Here is a 17253-nt window from a genome sequence, read left to right on the forward strand (position 1 = left end):
CTGAACCGATATATTTCGGTTCAGCTTTTTTTTCGCGATACAAATAACACAAGGAGAAAAAATGGTTCCTACCAGCTTTCCTGACAAAGAAACCATCGCTGAAATCACAGCGAAAATGCTCATCGAAGTAGAAGCAGTTCACTTCCGTGCAGATGAACCCTTCAAGTTCACCTCCGGCTGGGCCAGCCCGGTTTACATTGACTGCCGTAAACTCATTTCCTTCCCCCGCGTCCGCAATACCCTGATGGATTTCGGTGCTTCCGTAATTCTGCGCGAAGTTGGATTCGAATCTATCGACTGCGTTGCAGGTGGTGAAACCGCAGGTATCCCCTTCGCCGCATGGCTTTCCGACCGTCTCATGCTGCCCATGCAGTACGTACGCAAAAAACCCAAAGGATTCGGCCGTGACGCTCAGATCGAAGGTGATTTTGCAGAAGGTTCAAAAGTCCTGCTGGTTGAAGACCTGACTACTGATGGTCGCAGCAAGATCAACTTCGCACAGGCCCTGCGTAAAGCTGGTGCTGAAGTAACTCACACCTTCGTGCTCTTCCACTACGGCATCTTCCCCAAAGCAAAGGAAACCCTTGCCGAAGCAGGACTCGAAATGCTTTCTCTCGCAAACTGGTGGGATATCCTCAACGTTGCCAAGAAAGAAAAATACTTCGATAACAAGTCACTCGAAGAAGTAGAAAAATTCCTCAACAACCCCGTTGACTGGTCTGCCGCTCACGGTGGAATCTCTACTTACCCTGAGTAAGCCATCTAATAAAAACGGGGGATATCGATCGATATCCCCCGTTTTTTTTAGAACCTATCCATTCCATCATAATCATCAGCAGAAGCAAGAGCCTTTGTTTCGTTCAAATCGTCTACTTCGCAATGCCCCTCTGAATCACACCTAAAATAGCCCATCATCCTGCGCAGGCTTTCTGCCTGTCCAGCAAGTTCCTGCGATGTTGCCGAGACCTCTTCTGCCGCAGAAGCTGAGGTTTGTGTTGCCACCTCTACCTGCGAGACCGCTGCACCAATCTGTTTGATCGTTTCATCCTGCTCTGCGCAGGTGGCGTTAATCTCTTCCACCAGATCGGAAGTCTTTCCAATTTCCGGTACCAACTCATTGAGCATCTGAATTGCCCTGTCTGCCACATTAAGAGTACTGGTAGAAAGTTCACTGATTTCACCGGCAGCAACACCACTTCGTTCAGCCAGCTTTCTAACCTCTGCGGCGACAACAGCGAAGCCCTTACCATGCTCCCCGGCTCTGGCAGCTTCAATTGCAGCATTAAGTGCCAGTAAATTGGTTTGGCGCGCAATATCTTCAATGATGGTAATCCGCTCGGCAATATCTTTCATCGCCCCGACAGCACCGGATACGACCTGTCCACTCTCATCTGCTTTTGCAGCTGCCTTAGATGCAATTTCAGATGTTGCTCGAGAATTATGAACGTTTTTTTCTATGGATCTAGTGACTGAATTGATTGAGGCTGAAAGTTCTTCCACACTTGCAGCCTGTTCGGATGACCCTTGCGACATAGCCTCAGCGGTTGCAGCCAGCTCCTCACTGCCAGCCGCAATATTAGATACAGCTGAATTAACTCCGGTAACAACATCGCGAAGCTTGTAAATCATATTTCCCATAGCATTAAGCATTATTCCGGTTTCATCACGGCTGGAGGATTGCACGTTCTGGTTAAGGTCTCCATCAGCCATCTTCATAACGGTACTCTCTGCGGTACGTAACGGACGGGCAATAGAATTTGTAACCAGCAAAGAAATCACGATACCGATAAATAGTGCAGCTCCACCGATACCAATTGCAGTCTTTGAAAAAAAACCTGATTCCGCTTCAAGAGCTACGGTGCGTTGCCCCATACTCTCTGCCGCCATATCCCTTATCTTTATCAACTCAGGTTCAATGGCATGAACTGCGTCACGCATAGCATTGTTTTGTTCAGCGATACGGTTATTTTCATCAACAAGACTCATGAAGGCAGCTCGATAGCTTTCGATCCCTTTCTCAATCTCAAGTCTATCTTCCTCCAATATTGATGAGTCGGCAAAAGCAACCTTGAGATTTTCAAGACTGGAAAGGGTTTTCTTTACATATTTATCGCTTCCACGGAGCAGATAATCCTTTTCATGCCTGCGTACTGAAAGAATTAATGATTGAACCTGCGGAACAAATACGGATATCAAAGCTTTCTCCATATTCCCGGCCGAAGTGCGCGCCTGCAAATATAGTGAAGTCTGAACATCTGCAGGCACTCCCTGCATGATCCTTTTCATGGCTTGAGTATATGTTTTCAGTTCCTTAAGCTGTATTTCCTTGGCACTCTTAGCGCATTCACTGTTCTTTAATCCTTCTTTATAAGCATTCACGGCTGCAAAAAAACGGGTGCGATATTTGGCAGCTCCGGTTCTCATAAAGTCTTTTTCGTACCTGCGCATCTGTAACCATTCTAAATACAAATCATCTACTGCAAATTCCGGCACACGACTCATTATCATATGGGCAGCAGATCTGAATTTTCCCTGTACCCCCTCTTCAGGAGTCAGCCCCTTTGCCACATAACTTTGAACTACTTCCTTAAAAATTTTCGAATATTGAAGTGCATAATTTTTAATCTCAGAGGCAAGGTTTGCTATCTCATCAACTCCTGTATTGTGCCCAACTCTGGAAACACTATCCATTGCCGCAACGATCTCAGCTACACTCTTTTCAACTCGTGGTGGATATTTCATATCCTTGCGCAACATAAAATCCTTTTCAGCCCTGCGAGCTTCAAGCATGGCGATTTCAGCTTTTTGGACCTGCTGAGAGATATAAACCTCTTTACTGAGGACATCAGTATACCCGTTTCCAGATCTAGTAAGGGCAAACTGGTACATACCCAATGCAGAAGCGCACAAACTAAGGACAATTATGATATTGCCTAAAAACTTGGTCTTAATTTTAAAATTATCCAATAAGCTCATATTTCCCCCATTCTAAAGGACTAATACGAAATTCGCTGTAACTGCATGAGTGCCGCCATTACACCCGATACAACTTTGTAACGATAATGTAACACAAGAATATATTTTTATACTAATCAAAAAAAATCCCCCTCGTACTTTCAGTACAAGGGGGATTAATTCGTTTTAACAGCGACTTAGCTAGAAGGTCTGCTTAAACAAATCCTCACTGGAGCCTACACCGCCGGAATCACCATCCTCACCTGAACCGGATGCGGTCCTTGTGGGCTGGGTGCCTTCCTTAAACGGCAGGAAGTAAGTTTCCTTGGAATTTGGTCCGGCAAGCAAGCCGGAGGCAGCATCAATCTTTGCCATAACCACACCATCTGGCTGCTGGAAATCCTCGTAGGGATAATCCTTTTCCACTTGTTTACGATAGGCAACCCAGAGCGGACTTGCGGCACGGGAACCGGTTTCCCACTTACCCATCGGGGTGAGCTGGTCAAAGCCGACGAATACACCGGTTACAAGATAAGGAGAAAATCCCATGTACCATGCATCCTGCTCGTTGTTAGTGGTTCCGGTTTTACCGGCAACCGGACGGCGCAGAACCTTTGCTCTCCAGCCTGTTCCATGCTTGACAACCTCTTTCATCAGGTCACACATAATGTAAGCAGTCTGAGGACTGATGGCATCGGTAATTTCCGGCTTGGAATCGTAAAGCAGTTCGCCCCAGGCACTGTTAACTGAAAGAACCAAACGGGCCTTTACGCGAGAACCGCCTCTTGCGAAGGTTGAATAAGCTTCAACCATATTCAGCAGGGTAACGGACCCGGAACCAAGTGCCACAGAAAGATCTCTGGGGAAATCGGCTTCGAGACCCATATCCTTAGCGCGCTGGATGATCTTATCGATACTCATCTTGCGGGCCAGCCTGATTGTCACGAGGTTTCTGGATTTAACCAGAGCTGTGCGCAGCAGGGTCGGCCCATAGAAAACACCCTCAAAGTTTTGGGGTTTCCAAAGCTTTCCGGCTTCCATGTCAGTGTACACAAAAGGTGCATCCATCATAATTGAAGCCGTGGTGAAACCATTATCCATAGCAGTGGAATAAACAATAGGCTTGAAAGCAGAACCGGGCTGACGTTTAGCCTGAGTAGCACGGTTGAACTGGCTGCCATGACTACCGCCGAAAGCATAACCACCGACCATAGCCAAAACATCACCTGTCTTGGGGTCCATGGAAACAAGGGCACCCTGCACAACTGGCTTCTGCATCAGAGACACCAGCCAGCTGACATCTCCCAAGGTATCGGTTTCAGGATCAACCTGATTAAAATTGACTTCGCTGCCATCTTTGAAAAATGCCTTATCGAGCCTTGCCCAGACAACATCACCCTTCTTGAGAATCTTGGTGGCATCCTTCTGAGGGCGAACATCTTCAGGGGCTTTCTTCACATCAGGAGTACGGCACCATTTCATGCTCGTAACCGGCATGGTTGCAGCGTAAGTGCCGAACTTAACCAAAGCTTCCTTTTTGGAAACCTTGGTAACCAGAACCTTGGCCCATTTTCCGGGACGCAGTTCCGGTTCGGGAATAATTTCAGAAGCAAGGAATCCTGCATATTCAGCAGGCTTAAGTTCAAGCAGAGGCCCTCTCCAGCCACGACGTCTGGTGGAGGCTTCAAGCCCCTCCTTAACAGCTACATCAGCTGCATCCTGATGCTTGATATCGCAAGAGGTGTAAACGTTAAGACCACCTTTGTAGACAGTCTCTTCACCATATTTATCAATCAGCCAGCGGCGAACCTCTTCAAGAAAATACGGGCCGTGCTTCCATGAAGGATCTTCCATGCTCTTGTACACAAGCGGCTGTTCCACAGCTTTGTTGTATTCATCGCGGGTAATCCAATTATGCTCATACATCTGCCCAAGTACGTAAAGCTGACGCGCCTTAGCCCTTTCAGGGTGACGCAGAGGATCATAACGGCTGGGTGCCTGCGGCAATCCGGCCAGCAACGCACATTCAGCAACGGTAAGTTCATTTACATGCTTACCAAAATAGGTACGCGCAGCAGCTTCAACACCATAAGCACCTGCGCCAAGATAAATCTGGTTCAGGTAAATGGTCAGGATTTCATCTTTCTCAAGATAATGCTCCAGACGGAAAGCAAGAATGGCTTCCTTAAGCTTACGCTTGTAGCTCTTCTCTGGAGTCAGCAGCAAACGTTTAATGATCTGCTGGGTGATGGTACTCCCGCCCTGAGTTTTTGCGCCGCTCTTCATGTTGGCAACAAAAGCACGAGAAATAGCGGTAAAATCAACACCGTCGTGCTGATAAAAAGAAGCGTCTTCCGCAGCCAGAAAAGCCTTGGGCAATAACGGAGTCATCTCATCCATTCGGACCAGAAAACGCTTTTCCTTATAAAAATATCCGAGAACCTTGTGGTTGCGGGAATAAACAGTTGTAACCAGAGGAGGGTTATAATCGGTAATATTTTTAAATCCGGGCAGATCGCTGGCAGCCCAGAAATAAAGTCCGGCCATGGACCCTACGCCGAGGATTCCCATCGCCAACGTCACTATCAGTAGGATTTTATATACTTTTTTCATCTGTGATTCTCATCAGTCATCTGCATGTGGAGCAAAACCCCAAGCTATTCTCAATCGGCTGTGCAATTCACGCACTTCGGCCTGGGTAAGTCCAAGAGCTTTAAAAAGCCTGCCCGGAGTCTTATTTTCGTGCTGGGCTAGGCATTTTTCAACTTCAAGAAGTGTAATTCTGCCATTTTCATCTGTCCAAAAAGGAAAAAGCCGGCAATACAAGGGCCGGACTTCTTTAGGGATAATACAGCCCTCGCTGCCAAGAAACAAACATTTACCATTGGAATCAACTTCCAAACGGTAATGCATTCCACCGGGAGGAAAAAGTTCTTTTACTTTTTTGCGTTGTCCCGGAAAAAGTCTAAATAAATTTTCAATAAAAATTGGGGTGTTCACTTGCAAAGCAAACCCACCGGAATCGGGAACGCATTCGATGATGCGTTCCCGTTCATATTCAGAAACAGGGAAGCAAACTTCCTCTGCACCCGGAGTCAGTTCACAACATGTCGGCCCCTTGGCGGCACATCTGGCGCATACAAAAGGATCGCTCATGATAATCAAAGACTCCCGGTTCTATTAGCCTTCATTCTCAAGGCACATTTTTCCGTATCCCTTGCAAGGAGCAATGGGGTAATCGCCGTTGAAGCATGCAAGGCAGTATGAATCCTTGTCTTCCACTGAACTCAACAATCCGTCGATGGACAGATAGTGCAGGGAATCAAGGCCGAGGAAACGTGCAATTTCCTCTTCAGTGCTGTTAGCGGCAATGAGTTCTCCTTTGGAAGAGAAGTCAATACCGTAGTAGCAAGGGAAGCGAATCGGCGGGCAGCTTACCCGCATATGAATCTCACGGGCACCGAGTTCACGCAGCTTCTTGATTCTGGTCCGGGTGGTAGTACCGCGGACAATGGAATCTTCCACGATCATGATTTTCTTGCCCTTGATCATGGATTTAACCGGGTTGAGTTTCACACGGACGCTGAAATCACGCATATCCTGAGAAGGCTGAATAAAAGTACGGCCTACGTAATGGTTACGAATCATAGCCAGCTCAAGTGGCAGACCGGACTGCTGGGAAAAACCTACAGCAGCATAGTTACCGGAATCCGGAAAAGGCATGACGAAATCAACATCAACCGGCTGTTCCTCTGCCAGAACCGCACCCATTTTCTTACGTCTTTCATAAACGACTTCACCGAATACAGTAGAGTCAGGACGTGCGAAATAAATAAGTTCAAAAATACACTGACGCTTGGGAGCGCTTTCGCAGTAGGTGTAGGAAGTCAGTTTGCCGCCTTCCACTACAACCATTTCACCTGCATTGAGAGGACGAATTTCCTCAGCATCGATCAGGTCAAATGCACAGGTCTCTGAAGCGAAAACATAGTTATCACCGACTCGGCCGATAGCCAGCGGACGGAAACCATTGGGATCCTTAACCGCAATAAGCTTATCATTAGCCATGATCAGCAGGGAGAAAGCTCCTTTACACTTACGGCAGGCCTTCATGACAGCATCTTCAATGGTATTGCCGTTAAGATTCTTGGCAATCAGGTGAACAAAGACCTCAGAGTCCATAGTAGTTTGGAAAATAGATCCCTGAGCCTCAAGTTCCTGACGCAGTTCAAGGGTGTTTACGAGGTTTCCGTTATGAGCGATAGCCAGATGCAAATCGCCAAACTTAACGAGAAAAGGCTGCGCGTTCCTGATCAGAGAAGCCCCGGTTGTGGAATAACGGATATGTCCGACACCAATGTCGCCTTTAAGTTCTTTGCCCAAATGACGTTCATTGAAAACATCAGCAACAAGGCCCATACCCTTCTGCTCTCGGATACTTGTACCATCCCAGGTAACAATCCCGGCAGATTCCTGTCCGCGATGCTGCATAGCGTAAAGGCCAAAGTATGTCATTCTTGCTGCTTCAGGATGTCCATAAATCCCGAACAGTCCGCAATATTCTTTTTTCATCTTTCCTGCTCTTGCAATGTAAGCTTTAAAATTACGGCTACGTTTTTTGCAAAACAATCCAATACAAATGGGCGTTCCGAGGCCGGTAAGCCCCATTGGAATCACCCTAAAAAGGAAAAGGACCGCGCGTTAAGCCCGGTCCGTTATCCTGTTTATATACTCTTTACATGTCGTGATAGTGCTGTAAGCACTGCACATCAAGCCCTTTACCGCGTTGTTCCTCAATTGCCAGACTCATGGCATGGGCACCCGCGACAGTGGTTGTATATGCCAGTCCATAAAGCAATGTTGTCTGTCTGATCTCCTTGGAGTCAGAAACAGTCTGCTTACCGGACGGGGTGTTGATCAAAAGGTCGATGTCGCCGTTCTTGATATAGTCAACAACGTGCGGACGACCTTCGTTAACCTTAAGAATCTTCTTGGTAGCGATTCCGTTTTCAAAAAGGTAATTAGCTGTCCCTCCCGTTGCCAGAATCTTAAATCCAAGTTTCTCGAAGTTTCTGGCAGTGGGCAGAATAGCTTCCTTATCCCGGTCTTTGACTGAGATGAAGACAGTACCTTCCATGGGCAGTTTAATTCCTGCACCAAGCTGAGCTTTCATGAATGCAAGGCCGGGAGTGTAATCCATCCCCATAACCTCACCGGTGGAACGCATCTCAGGTCCAAGCATTACGTCAACATTGGGGAACCTGTTGAAGGGGAATACTGCCTCTTTGACGGAGTAGAACCCTTCTTTACGCATAGCCCAGGGATCAAGGTCCTTGAGCTTTTCACCAAGCATAACCTTGGTTGCCATCTTAGCCAGCTGAATACCGGTGGCCTTACTTACGAAAGGCACGGTTCTGGATGCACGAGGGTTAACCTCGATGATGTATATATCGCCGTCTTTGACTGCGAACTGGATGTTCATCAAGCCGACAACTTCCAGCTCTTCAGCAAGGGCTACAGTCTGACGCTCAATTTCCTTGACGATTTCATCGCTAAGGGTGTGCGGAGGCAGAACACAGGCAGAGTCACCGGAGTGAATTCCAGCTTCTTCAATGTGTTCCATAACTCCAGCAACATAGGTCTGTTCGCCGTCAGCGAGAGCATCTACATCGACTTCAACCGCATTCTCGAGGAACTTGTCAATGAGAATCGGATGTTCCGGCGAAACAACTGCTGCTTCACGGAAGTAGGAATCGAATTCCTCGTCACTGTATACGATATCCATTCCACGTCCGCCGAGAACGTAGGAAGGACGAAGCACCAGAGGATAATCAAGACGCTCAGCAATGGCTTTAGCGTCCTCAAGGGACATAGCGGTTCCGTTCGGCGGCTGCTTAAGATCAAGTTTCTTGAGCAGAGCCTGGAATCTTTCCCTGTCTTCAGCACGGTCAATTGCATCCGGGGAAGTTCCCAGAATATTAACGCCGGCCTTAAGCAGCGGAATCGCAAGGTTCAGAGGAGTCTGACCACCAAACTGGACGATTACGCCTTCAGGTTTTTCAAACTCAATAATGTTGAGCACATCTTCATAAGTAAGAGGCTCAAAATAGAGTCTGTCGGAAGTATCGTAGTCTGTGGATACGGTCTCAGGGTTGGAGTTGACCATAATCGACTTCACGCCCATGTCTTCCAGCGCGAAAGCGGAGTGACAGCAGCAATAGTCAAACTCAATGCCCTGCCCGATCCTGTTAGGTCCACCGCCGAGAATCATAACCTTGCGTTCAGGCATTGATTCAGCTTCCTGACCGGACTCGTAAGTGGAGTAGAAATAAGGGGTGTAAGCCTCAAATTCCGCAGCACAGGTATCAACCAGATAATATGTAGGAACAAGACCGAGTTTTTTCCTGAAATTACGGACGTTCTCTTCAGTCTCTCTCCACATGGTTGCCAGCTGCGGATCGGAGTAACCGTATTCCTTGGCTTTTTTGAACATGACCGGAACCCGCTCATCACCGGAGTAAAGTCCGGTTTCAAGTGAGAACTGGCGGAGTTCTTTTTCAAAAGTAACCAAGTCTTCGAACTGGTGCAGATACCAGGGATCAATCTTGGTGATATCGAAAATTTCCTCAAGGGTCATACCGGCGAGAAAAGCTTCACGCAGGTAAAACATGCGTTTGGAGTTGGGCTTGCGGATCAGACCAATCAATTTCTCACGGTCGATATCGCTGGGCTCGAAGACCTTACCGAAACCGGGCATACCGACTTCAAGAGAACGCAAACCTTTCTGCAAACATTCCTTAAAAGTTCTACCGATTGCCATGGTCTCACCGACACTCTTCATGGCGGTGGTCAGGTAATCTTCGGAACCGGGGAATTTCTCGAAAGTAAATCTGGGAATCTTAATTACGCAGTAGTCAATGGTCGGCTCAAAAGAGGCCATTGTCTCGCGGGTAATATCGTTGGGAATTTCATCAAGGGTGTAGCCCACTGCAAGTTTCGCTGCGATCTTGGCAATGGGAAATCCGGTTGCTTTGGATGCAAGTGCGGAAGAGCGGGATACACGCGGATTCATCTCGATGATAGCCAGCTCGCCATTCTCAGGGTTGATTGCAAACTGTACGTTTGAACCACCGGTTTCAACACCGATTTCGCGCATAATGGCGAGAGAAGCATCCCTGAGCATCTGGTATTCAACATCGGTCAAAGTCTGTGCAGGAGCAACGGTGATGGAGTCACCGGTATGCACACCCATGGGGTCGATATTTTCAATGGAACAGATAATTACGCAGTTATCCTTGCGGTCACGCATGACCTCAAGTTCATATTCCTTCCAGCCGAGGATGGACTCCTCAAGCATGACCTCGTTCTGGAGGCTGGCAGAAATACCCTGCATGGCGATATCTTCAAGATCTTCCATGTTGTATGCAACACCGCCGCCGGTACCACCAAGGGTGAAGGCAGGACGGATGATAATGGGAAAACTTATTTCCTTTCCGCAGCGGCGGACATCATCAATATTGCGTGCAATACGGCTGGTAGGAACCTTGAGACCGATTTTTTCCATAGCTGCACGGAAAAGCTCACGGCTCTCGGCTTTTTCAATTACATCAACAGATGCACCGATCAGTTCCACACCGAATTTATCAAGCACTCCCATTTCTGCAACGGCAAGTGCGGTATTCAATGCGGTCTGTCCGCCAAGGGTAGGCAGCAGTGCATCCGGTCGTTCTTTTTCTATGATTTTGGCAATGGTGCCGGGTTCGATGGGTTCAATGTATGTTCGATCCGCTAAAACGGGATCGGTCATGATGGTTGCGGGGTTAGAGTTTACGAGAATAACCTCGTACCCCTCTTCTTTAAGGGCTTTGAGAGCCTGAGTACCGGAATAGTCAAACTCGCAGGCCTGACCAATGACGATCGGCCCGGAGCCGATGAGCATAATTTTCTTGATATCAGTGCGTTTAGGCATGAACTCCATCCAATAATGGTTTTGAAATATTGGCGTTAGGACTTGTGGTGAGACAGAAAGACATAAATCATTACTCGCAGATGGGCAAGCATAGAGTTGCCTACCTTATTTGTATGATAATTCCAGCACACCATTGACAAAGTACACAACTGACTTTAAATTTCAATTGCAATGAACGTAATGGCAAAAACAGCAGATACAAGGCCGCTCTCCAGCTACAAAAGCGGAATGTCGGTCAGAGTAACCGGGTTTGATGCAGGAAAGTGCTGCCGCGGCAGGCTTCTTTCCATGGGCATAATACCCGGAACAGTCGTTGACATCGTTAGCAATAATGGTCGCATGAATATACGTGTGCGCAACTCCCAGTATGCCATTGGTTGCGAAATGGCCAAAAAGATCATGGCAATCCCCGTCTGTGACTGCAACAAATGCAGTGCGTTTTAATATACACGCAACAACAATTTTCTCCAAATCAAGAGTATTACTTCATGGGCTCAGACGCAAAATGGCAATCCCTTGAAATTCTTGCCACCGACGGGTCATGGTGGTCGTTGACTATTCTGGAAATGAAAAAAGTTCATGACCGGATTAAGGCAACCTACGGAGTCTGGGCCAGCACTGAAGACTCCATTGAGACAATGATTTCACTCAAGAATTACAAAGACTTCGTTGAACGCACCGAAGGCCGGGTTGTTGACCTCGTCATTAATGGTGTTGATATTCCTTACGACCTGCCCAAAAAGACAAAAGCTTAATTCCTTTCAGCTCGTTTCATTTGCCTTCCCGCGACTCTTCTGGCATTTTTCAGCCATGAGTAATATAAAATCTACCGAAGAAAGAATAGAAAGTCTTGAGACTGCACTCGCGCTTCAGGATCAGACAGTTGAAGAGCTTAACAAGTTCATCATTGCCCAACAAAAGCAGATATCTGAGCTTGAAAAGAAGTTGCAGCTCATGGTCAATCAAATGAAAGACCTGAAAGATGCTGTTGCCCATGCTTCACCGCAGGATGACGTTCCTCCGCCCCACTACGGCCAGCTTTAAATTTCCAAGTTTCAGCTCAATCCACATAACTGCCAGCCTTGGACTTCGATATGAAAAAAATTGACGTTCTCATCAATGCTTACGGCAAGCCTTTTCAAACGGCCCTTTCCCTGCTTTCGCTAATGAAACACAGCGGGCAATGGATTGACCGCATATGGTTTGTGCAGGATAGACCGGAGGAAACCAAGGTTCTAGGCAGGCAATTTATTCTGGATTTGCTGGACAATGTAACCCTGTATAAACCTTCAGACTGGCGCTGGATCAATCACATTGAAGAAGATCTTCTTACTGATGAAGCCTACCGCCACTCGGTCCGCTATCAATACGGATGGGAACATACAGATAAAGATTATGTGCTGACCGTCCACAATGATGTGTACTTTACTGCTGATCCGGTAAATCTCCTTATGGAAGCGATCGGAAACAACATTGCAGCAGGGGAAATAGGTTTATGCTGCCAATGCCCGGCATTTCACCACAAACTATGTTCACCGGAAACATATCAAAACTACCGCCCGAACCTGAAAGAATTCATAGCCATAGCCAGTGACCCCAAGGGCTATATACCAACTGATGTATCAAATTACATGGTATGTCCCTCGCTGCGCAAGAAACCTTGGCCGCTCCCTTCATGCCGTGTAAATGAGTGGTGCGCACTAATAGATATGACGAAAGCTCGACCCGCGACAGTACCATTCGGTCCGGCACGTCCCTTCGGAGCACACGTGTTTGAGGGAATCAAACGCAAATTAAAAGACGGGGAAAAATGGCAGGAATTCGAAAATACTCTTGGGATCGTGTATGACACTGCAATGGCGTGGTTTCGGGATGTCCATCACCAAGGATACACCTGCGCCCATCAGAATTTATCGAAAGTCGCGCAACACTGGAGCGGTCACCAAGCTCTTTTCGATACAGATCTTTACGCGGAAAATGAAAATCGAGCCAAGAAGATCTTAGAACAAGAATTCAACCTTGAATTTTAAAATTGATTCAGCCAACAAATCCAAACAACTAAAAAAGCCCCGCACTCAAAGAGTACGGGGCTTTTCATTTATATTCTATTTGCTGGTTTAAGAAACCTTGCAACCATTCGCAACAGGTGCGGAAACACTTAGCAGCTGCATCTCTTCACCGTTACGCACAGCGAGGATCATGCCCTGAGACACTTCACCGCGCAGCTTGCGAGGCTGGAGGTTAACAACCACTACGACCTGACGGCCTTCCAGTTCTTCGGGCTTGAAGAACTCAGCCAATCCTGCCACAACCTGACGCGGTTCATCATCGCCGGTATCGATCTTAACCAGCAGCAGCTTATCTGCATCAGGGTGCTTGGTTACGGAAAGGACGGTTCCAACACGCATATCCACTTTCTGGAAATCGGGGAACTCAATTACTCCGGGGATTTCTTCCTTAGCCTGTTTGGACTGCTTCTTGGATTTCTTTGCTTCCTTTTTCTGGGGAGCAGGTTCTTCCTTAGGCAATTCCACTCTCGGAAAGAGATTGGACTTTTTAGCTACTTCAGTGCCCGGATCAAGAAGACCCCAGACATCAATTTCGCCCTGCAGGTTTACCTTTTCAGGAGCAAACTGAATACCCAGCTGTCCCAGCATCATCTCACTGGCTTCAGGCATAACAGGCCAGAGATGAACTGCAATCTTACGCATGTTCTCAAGCAGAACATACATCACAGTTCCGAGGCGGGACATATTTTCTTCTTTATAAAGAGTCCACGGCTGGGTGGTATCAATATATTTATTCAAGCCACGCACAAGCTCCCAAAGACCTTCGAGGCCACGGGAGAATTTAGCATCAATGAAATTATTCTGGAACTCGGCCATAGCTTTGCGGCCAAGGCTCTTGATTTCACAATCTTCATCAGCTTCATCACCCTGAGCAGGAACCTTACCCTCAAAATACTTGTGGGTCATAGACAGGGTACGGCTGAAAAGGTTGCCGAGGTCGTTGGCAAGATCAGCATTGAGGCGGCCCACAAGAGCTTCCTCTGAAAAGCTGGAATCGTTGCCGAAAACCATTTCACGCAGCAGAAAATAACGAAAAGCATTAACACCGTATTTCTCTGCCATTTCAAGCGGAGAAACAACGTTGCCCAAAGACTTGGACATCTTGGTGTCTTTGATCAGCCAGTAACCGTGCACATTAAGGTGCTGGTAAGGCTCAATTTCTGCGGCCTTAAGCATTGTAGGCCAGAAGATTGCGTGAGGCTTGAGAATATCCTTGGCAACGAGGTGGTTGGCTTTGGGCCAGAATTTCTCGTATTTTTCTCCGTCAGGGTATTCAAGCGCTGTAATGTAGTTGATAAGTGCATCAAACCACACATAAGTAACAAATTTATCGTCGAACGGCAGCTCGATGCCCCACTCCAGGCGGCTCTTGGGACGGGAAATACAAAGATCTTCCAATTCGCCGGACTTAAGAAGACTCAGCACCTCATTGCGGTACCTTTCAGGACGGATAAATTCAGGGTTGTCATTGATATGAGCAATGAGCCAGTCCTGATACTTGGACATCTTGAAGAAATAGTTCTTCTCAGCAATATATTCGGGAACTGTTTCATGCTGAGGACATTTTCCGTCAACCAGTTCCTTCTCGGTATAGAATCTTTCACATCCGAAGCAGTAATGCCCGCCGTATTCACCGAAATAAATATCACCTTTATCGTAAACCTTCTGCAGAACTTCCTGAACGCACTTAATGTGCCTTTCCTGAGTAGTCCTGATGAAATCGTCGTTTTCAATCTGCAGACCGGGCCACAGGCCACTGAACAGAGAGCTTATCTCATCGACGTATTCACGGGGTGTCTGGCCACCTTTTTCCGCGGCCTGTACAATCTTGTCACCGTGCTCGTCTGTTCCGGTGAGAAAGAAAGTTTCATCTCCCAGCAGCTTGTGAAACCTATTCATGGAATCAGCAAGAATTGTTGTGTAGGCATGGCCGAGATGCGGCTTAGCATTAACATAATAGATGGGAGTTGTAATAAAAAACGAATCCAAAATCAGTCACTCCTGTTAAGGTGATAACAATCGGATTTAATAAAGGTTATATAAAGCGGCTACTGCCGCATGCAAAATCCGAAATGAATACAGCGTAAAAAATCTCAACAGCCGGGTGAGAATTTTGACATTTTCAACCGGCCGCAAGATTGCTTACTGCTCACGGGCAGAACGCATATAGCGAAGAACCCGAAGATTAGCAAATATTTCTATTCTTACAAATTAATTGCTCTTATTCTTCCGCTGACCGGAAGGCTTGCGCTTACGCCTGCGCCTTGCAGGGCGGCGACGCGAAGACTTCTTAGGCTTATCAGAATCATCCTTTTCACCGGATGGAGCTGGAGTCGCAGGCTGTTTATCCTGCTCCGGCTTTTGCTGTTCCGGTTTCTGCTGAGGGCGATCCTTTCTTACCGGACGCTTACGGCGATCCTGCTGCTGAGAGTCATCCTTTCTGCGTTCCTCTTTAACTTCCGGTTTATCAACTGAGACTTTCGGCTGATCAGTTTTTTCCCGTTCAGGGTTCACACGTCCAGGCTTGCGTTCCGGTCTGGGGCGATCAGAATTTGATCTATCGCTTCTTGAACGATCAGGACGAGAACGGTCAGAACGTGACCTTTGAGGTCTTGAACTGTTGCCGTCACGGTCTCCCCTGCCTTCAGAACGTCCTCTGCGAGGCTCATCTGAACGGAAATCGGATTCACCGCCTCGATCAGAACCGGAAGGCTTAATCATATCCGGCCAATCATCCAAGGGAATCTCGATTTCATCACCCTGCTCCGGCAAAACGGTCAGAGTATTCCTGAAAAAGTTTGTCCGTGTAACCCTTACAGTACCGTGAACGGTATTGTATTTCTTCCCGGTCTTGGGACTTTTACGGTGGAAATCTTCGTAGTTTTCCTGCTCGAAAGACAAACAGCAGAGCAATCTGCCGCAAATACCGGAAATTTTAGTCGGGTTAAGGAAAAGATTCTGCTCCTTGGCCATACGGATGGTTACCGGCATGAACTTGCGCATAAAGCGACGGCAGCAACAAATTTGACCGCAGTTACCGATGGCACCCAGCATCTGGGTTTCATGGCGTACGCCGATCTGACGCAGCTCAATGCGGGTCCTGTATTCCTTAACCAGATCCTTAACCAGCTCACGGAAATCAATCCTGCCCGGAGCGGTAAAGTAAAAAATCATCTTGCTGCGATCGAAAAACACCTCAACGTCTACAAGCTTCATTTCCAGCTTCTGACGATCGATACAATTCTTGCAGAACCTGTATGCTGTGCGGGAGAGTTCTTTGTTCTCAACCTCAGCTTCAAGGTCCTCTTCACCGGCAAGACGGTAAATAGTTTTAATTGAGTCCTCGGATACATCTTCGGGCAAATCCTGTTGCACGACAAAGACTTTACCGAGCCCCATGCCCTGTTCGGTCTTCACGATGACCGAATGTCCTTCCCGGACAACGAAAGGACCGGACGAAAAATAATATATCTGTCCGAAATCGTTAAATTTAACGCCTAAAATCTGTGACATTGTTAAAAAACCTTATATAAAACCGCAACTCATGGCGGATAAAACTTGATATGAAGGAGTCACAATAGACCACTTCCTAAGGAACTTCAATTCTGTTTTCCATTCCTAATAGCCCTGAATAAAACAATTTTTAATATTTAGCAAAAAAAATCCGCAGCAATAGCCGCGGATTCCTCCCTGATTTCAGGGCAAAAATATAAAAAAACAGGACTCTATTAACATCCTGAAATTTGCTAAAAAAAATTAAACTGAAAAGCCGAGATTTTTAAGCTCCTTTACAAGCTTGCTTTCTTCAATTGGCTTAACAAGATATGAAGTCGCTCCGCCAAGGAAGAAGGCATCATGTGTTTCCTTGCGGTCATCAAGCATGGTAGTAACGATTACCTTAACCGCGCCATCTTCCTCGACCTTGAAATCTTTCTCAATGGATCTGATCTCACGCAAAGCCTGTTGTCCGTCCATTTCCGGCATCACAAGATCCAGACAGACCAGATCATAAGCATTACCAGATTCAAGGCCCTTCTTAAATGCAAAGACAGCCTCTTCACCGTTAACGGCAATATCGCACTGTGCATATGGCTTCATGATCTCATGCAACATATTGCGGCAATAAAAATCATCATCAACTATCAGCACCCGCATGCAGACAAACCTCCATTCATCATAGGCTTTTCACATAGACTTCGGTCAATGGGTAGACATTGGCACTTTTGCACATGAAAATCAAGTTTTCAGAACAACATTAAT

At 47.0% G+C, this 17253-nt stretch carries 13 protein-coding genes; 5 read left to right on the plus strand and 8 right to left on the minus strand.

The features are described 5' to 3' along the window. The first annotated feature begins 61 nt into the window (after positions 1 to 61). Entirely contained in the window at positions 62 to 757 is a 696-nt protein-coding gene (locus DESAL_RS10885) for an orotate phosphoribosyltransferase (protein WP_015852040.1), read from the plus strand. A 47-nt stretch (positions 758 to 804) separates the two neighbouring features. Here DESAL_RS10885 and DESAL_RS19765 read toward each other — a convergent pair whose 3' ends face one another. From DESAL_RS19765 to carB, 5 genes are all read right to left on the minus strand, one after another. After that, positions 805 to 2976, minus strand: a complete 2172-nt coding sequence (locus DESAL_RS19765) for a methyl-accepting chemotaxis protein (protein WP_015852041.1) — start codon at positions 2974 to 2976, stop codon at positions 805 to 807. A gap of 180 nt (positions 2977 to 3156) precedes the next feature. After that, positions 3157 to 5568: a penicillin-binding protein 1A gene (locus DESAL_RS10895; RefSeq protein WP_015852042.1), complete on the minus strand. Its 2412-nt coding sequence runs from the start codon at positions 5566 to 5568 to the stop codon at positions 3157 to 3159. A 12-nt stretch (positions 5569 to 5580) separates the two neighbouring features. Continuing rightward, positions 5581 to 6111, minus strand: coding sequence for a YkgJ family cysteine cluster protein (locus tag DESAL_RS10900; protein ID WP_015852043.1), 531 nt, complete (start codon positions 6109 to 6111; stop codon positions 5581 to 5583). Between the two features lie 24 nt (positions 6112 to 6135). Continuing rightward, positions 6136 to 7527, minus strand: coding sequence for an amidophosphoribosyltransferase (gene purF, locus DESAL_RS10905; RefSeq protein WP_041722234.1), 1392 nt, complete (start codon positions 7525 to 7527; stop codon positions 6136 to 6138). Positions 7528 to 7690: 163 nt separating this feature from the next. Beyond that, positions 7691 to 10924 carry a carbamoyl-phosphate synthase large subunit gene (gene carB / locus DESAL_RS10910; RefSeq protein WP_015852045.1) on the minus strand — a complete coding sequence of 1078 codons (3234 nt, stop codon included), beginning with the start codon at positions 10922 to 10924 and terminating at the stop codon, positions 7691 to 7693. Between the two features lie 180 nt (positions 10925 to 11104). Between carB and DESAL_RS10915 the strand changes: the two genes are divergently transcribed. The 4 genes from DESAL_RS10915 to DESAL_RS10930 are packed head-to-tail and all read left to right on the plus strand — an operon-like array spanning position 11105 to position 12954. Beyond that, positions 11105 to 11368 (plus strand): FeoA family protein, encoded by a 264-nt coding sequence (locus DESAL_RS10915; protein ID WP_245543738.1) that lies wholly within the window; start codon positions 11105 to 11107, stop codon positions 11366 to 11368. Between the two features lie 44 nt (positions 11369 to 11412). Next, positions 11413 to 11679 carry a hypothetical protein gene (locus tag DESAL_RS10920; protein WP_015852047.1) on the plus strand — a complete coding sequence of 89 codons (267 nt, stop codon included), beginning with the start codon at positions 11413 to 11415 and terminating at the stop codon, positions 11677 to 11679. 55 nt (positions 11680 to 11734) lie between these two features. Continuing rightward, entirely contained in the window at positions 11735 to 11968 is a 234-nt protein-coding gene (locus DESAL_RS10925; protein WP_015852048.1) for a SlyX family protein, read from the plus strand. Positions 11969 to 12018: 50 nt separating this feature from the next. After that, the gene (locus DESAL_RS10930; RefSeq protein ID WP_015852049.1) at positions 12019 to 12954 is read left to right on the plus strand and encodes a hypothetical protein; all 936 of its coding nucleotides are present in this window, start codon (positions 12019 to 12021) and stop codon (positions 12952 to 12954) included. Positions 12955 to 13041: 87 nt separating this feature from the next. Here the strand turns inward: DESAL_RS10930 and metG are convergent, their stop codons facing one another. From metG to DESAL_RS10945, 3 genes are all read right to left on the minus strand, one after another. Further along, positions 13042 to 14982 carry a methionine--tRNA ligase gene (metG, locus tag DESAL_RS10935; protein ID WP_015852050.1) on the minus strand — a complete coding sequence of 647 codons (1941 nt, stop codon included), beginning with the start codon at positions 14980 to 14982 and terminating at the stop codon, positions 13042 to 13044. 222 nt (positions 14983 to 15204) lie between these two features. Beyond that, complete coding sequence (locus DESAL_RS10940; protein WP_015852051.1) at positions 15205 to 16506, minus strand: PSP1 domain-containing protein; 1302 nt, start codon at positions 16504 to 16506, stop codon at positions 15205 to 15207. Between the two features lie 243 nt (positions 16507 to 16749). Continuing rightward, positions 16750 to 17148: a response regulator gene (locus DESAL_RS10945; RefSeq protein ID WP_015852052.1), complete on the minus strand. Its 399-nt coding sequence runs from the start codon at positions 17146 to 17148 to the stop codon at positions 16750 to 16752. Positions 17149 to 17253: the final 105 nt, after the last annotated feature.

It is taken from the genome of Maridesulfovibrio salexigens DSM 2638 (assembly GCF_000023445.1).
Taxonomy (GTDB): domain Bacteria; phylum Desulfobacterota; class Desulfovibrionia; order Desulfovibrionales; family Desulfovibrionaceae; genus Maridesulfovibrio; species Maridesulfovibrio salexigens.

Bases quoted from the DNA above. Each gene is read 5' to 3' on its own strand.
- DESAL_RS10885 (WP_015852040.1), top strand. From the start codon at position 62: ATGGTTCCTACCAGCTTTCCTGACAAAGAAACCATCGCTGAAATCACA.
- DESAL_RS19765 (WP_015852041.1), bottom strand. From the start codon at position 2,976: ATGAGCTTATTGGATAATTTTAAAATTAAGACCAAGTTTTTAGGCAAT.
- DESAL_RS10895 (WP_015852042.1), bottom strand. From the start codon at position 5,568: ATGAAAAAAGTATATAAAATCCTACTGATAGTGACGTTGGCGATGGGA.
- DESAL_RS10900 (WP_015852043.1), bottom strand. From the start codon at position 6,111: ATGAGCGATCCTTTTGTATGCGCCAGATGTGCCGCCAAGGGGCCGACA.
- purF (WP_041722234.1), bottom strand. From the start codon at position 7,527: ATGAAAAAAGAATATTGCGGACTGTTCGGGATTTATGGACATCCTGAA.
- carB (WP_015852045.1), bottom strand. From the start codon at position 10,924: ATGCCTAAACGCACTGATATCAAGAAAATTATGCTCATCGGCTCCGGG.
- DESAL_RS10915 (WP_245543738.1), top strand. From the start codon at position 11,105: ATGGCAAAAACAGCAGATACAAGGCCGCTCTCCAGCTACAAAAGCGGA.
- DESAL_RS10920 (WP_015852047.1), top strand. From the start codon at position 11,413: ATGGGCTCAGACGCAAAATGGCAATCCCTTGAAATTCTTGCCACCGAC.
- DESAL_RS10925 (WP_015852048.1), top strand. From the start codon at position 11,735: ATGAGTAATATAAAATCTACCGAAGAAAGAATAGAAAGTCTTGAGACT.
- DESAL_RS10930 (WP_015852049.1), top strand. From the start codon at position 12,019: ATGAAAAAAATTGACGTTCTCATCAATGCTTACGGCAAGCCTTTTCAA.
- DESAL_RS10940 (WP_015852051.1), bottom strand. From the start codon at position 16,506: ATGTCACAGATTTTAGGCGTTAAATTTAACGATTTCGGACAGATATAT.
- DESAL_RS10945 (WP_015852052.1), bottom strand. From the start codon at position 17,148: ATGCGGGTGCTGATAGTTGATGATGATTTTTATTGCCGCAATATGTTG.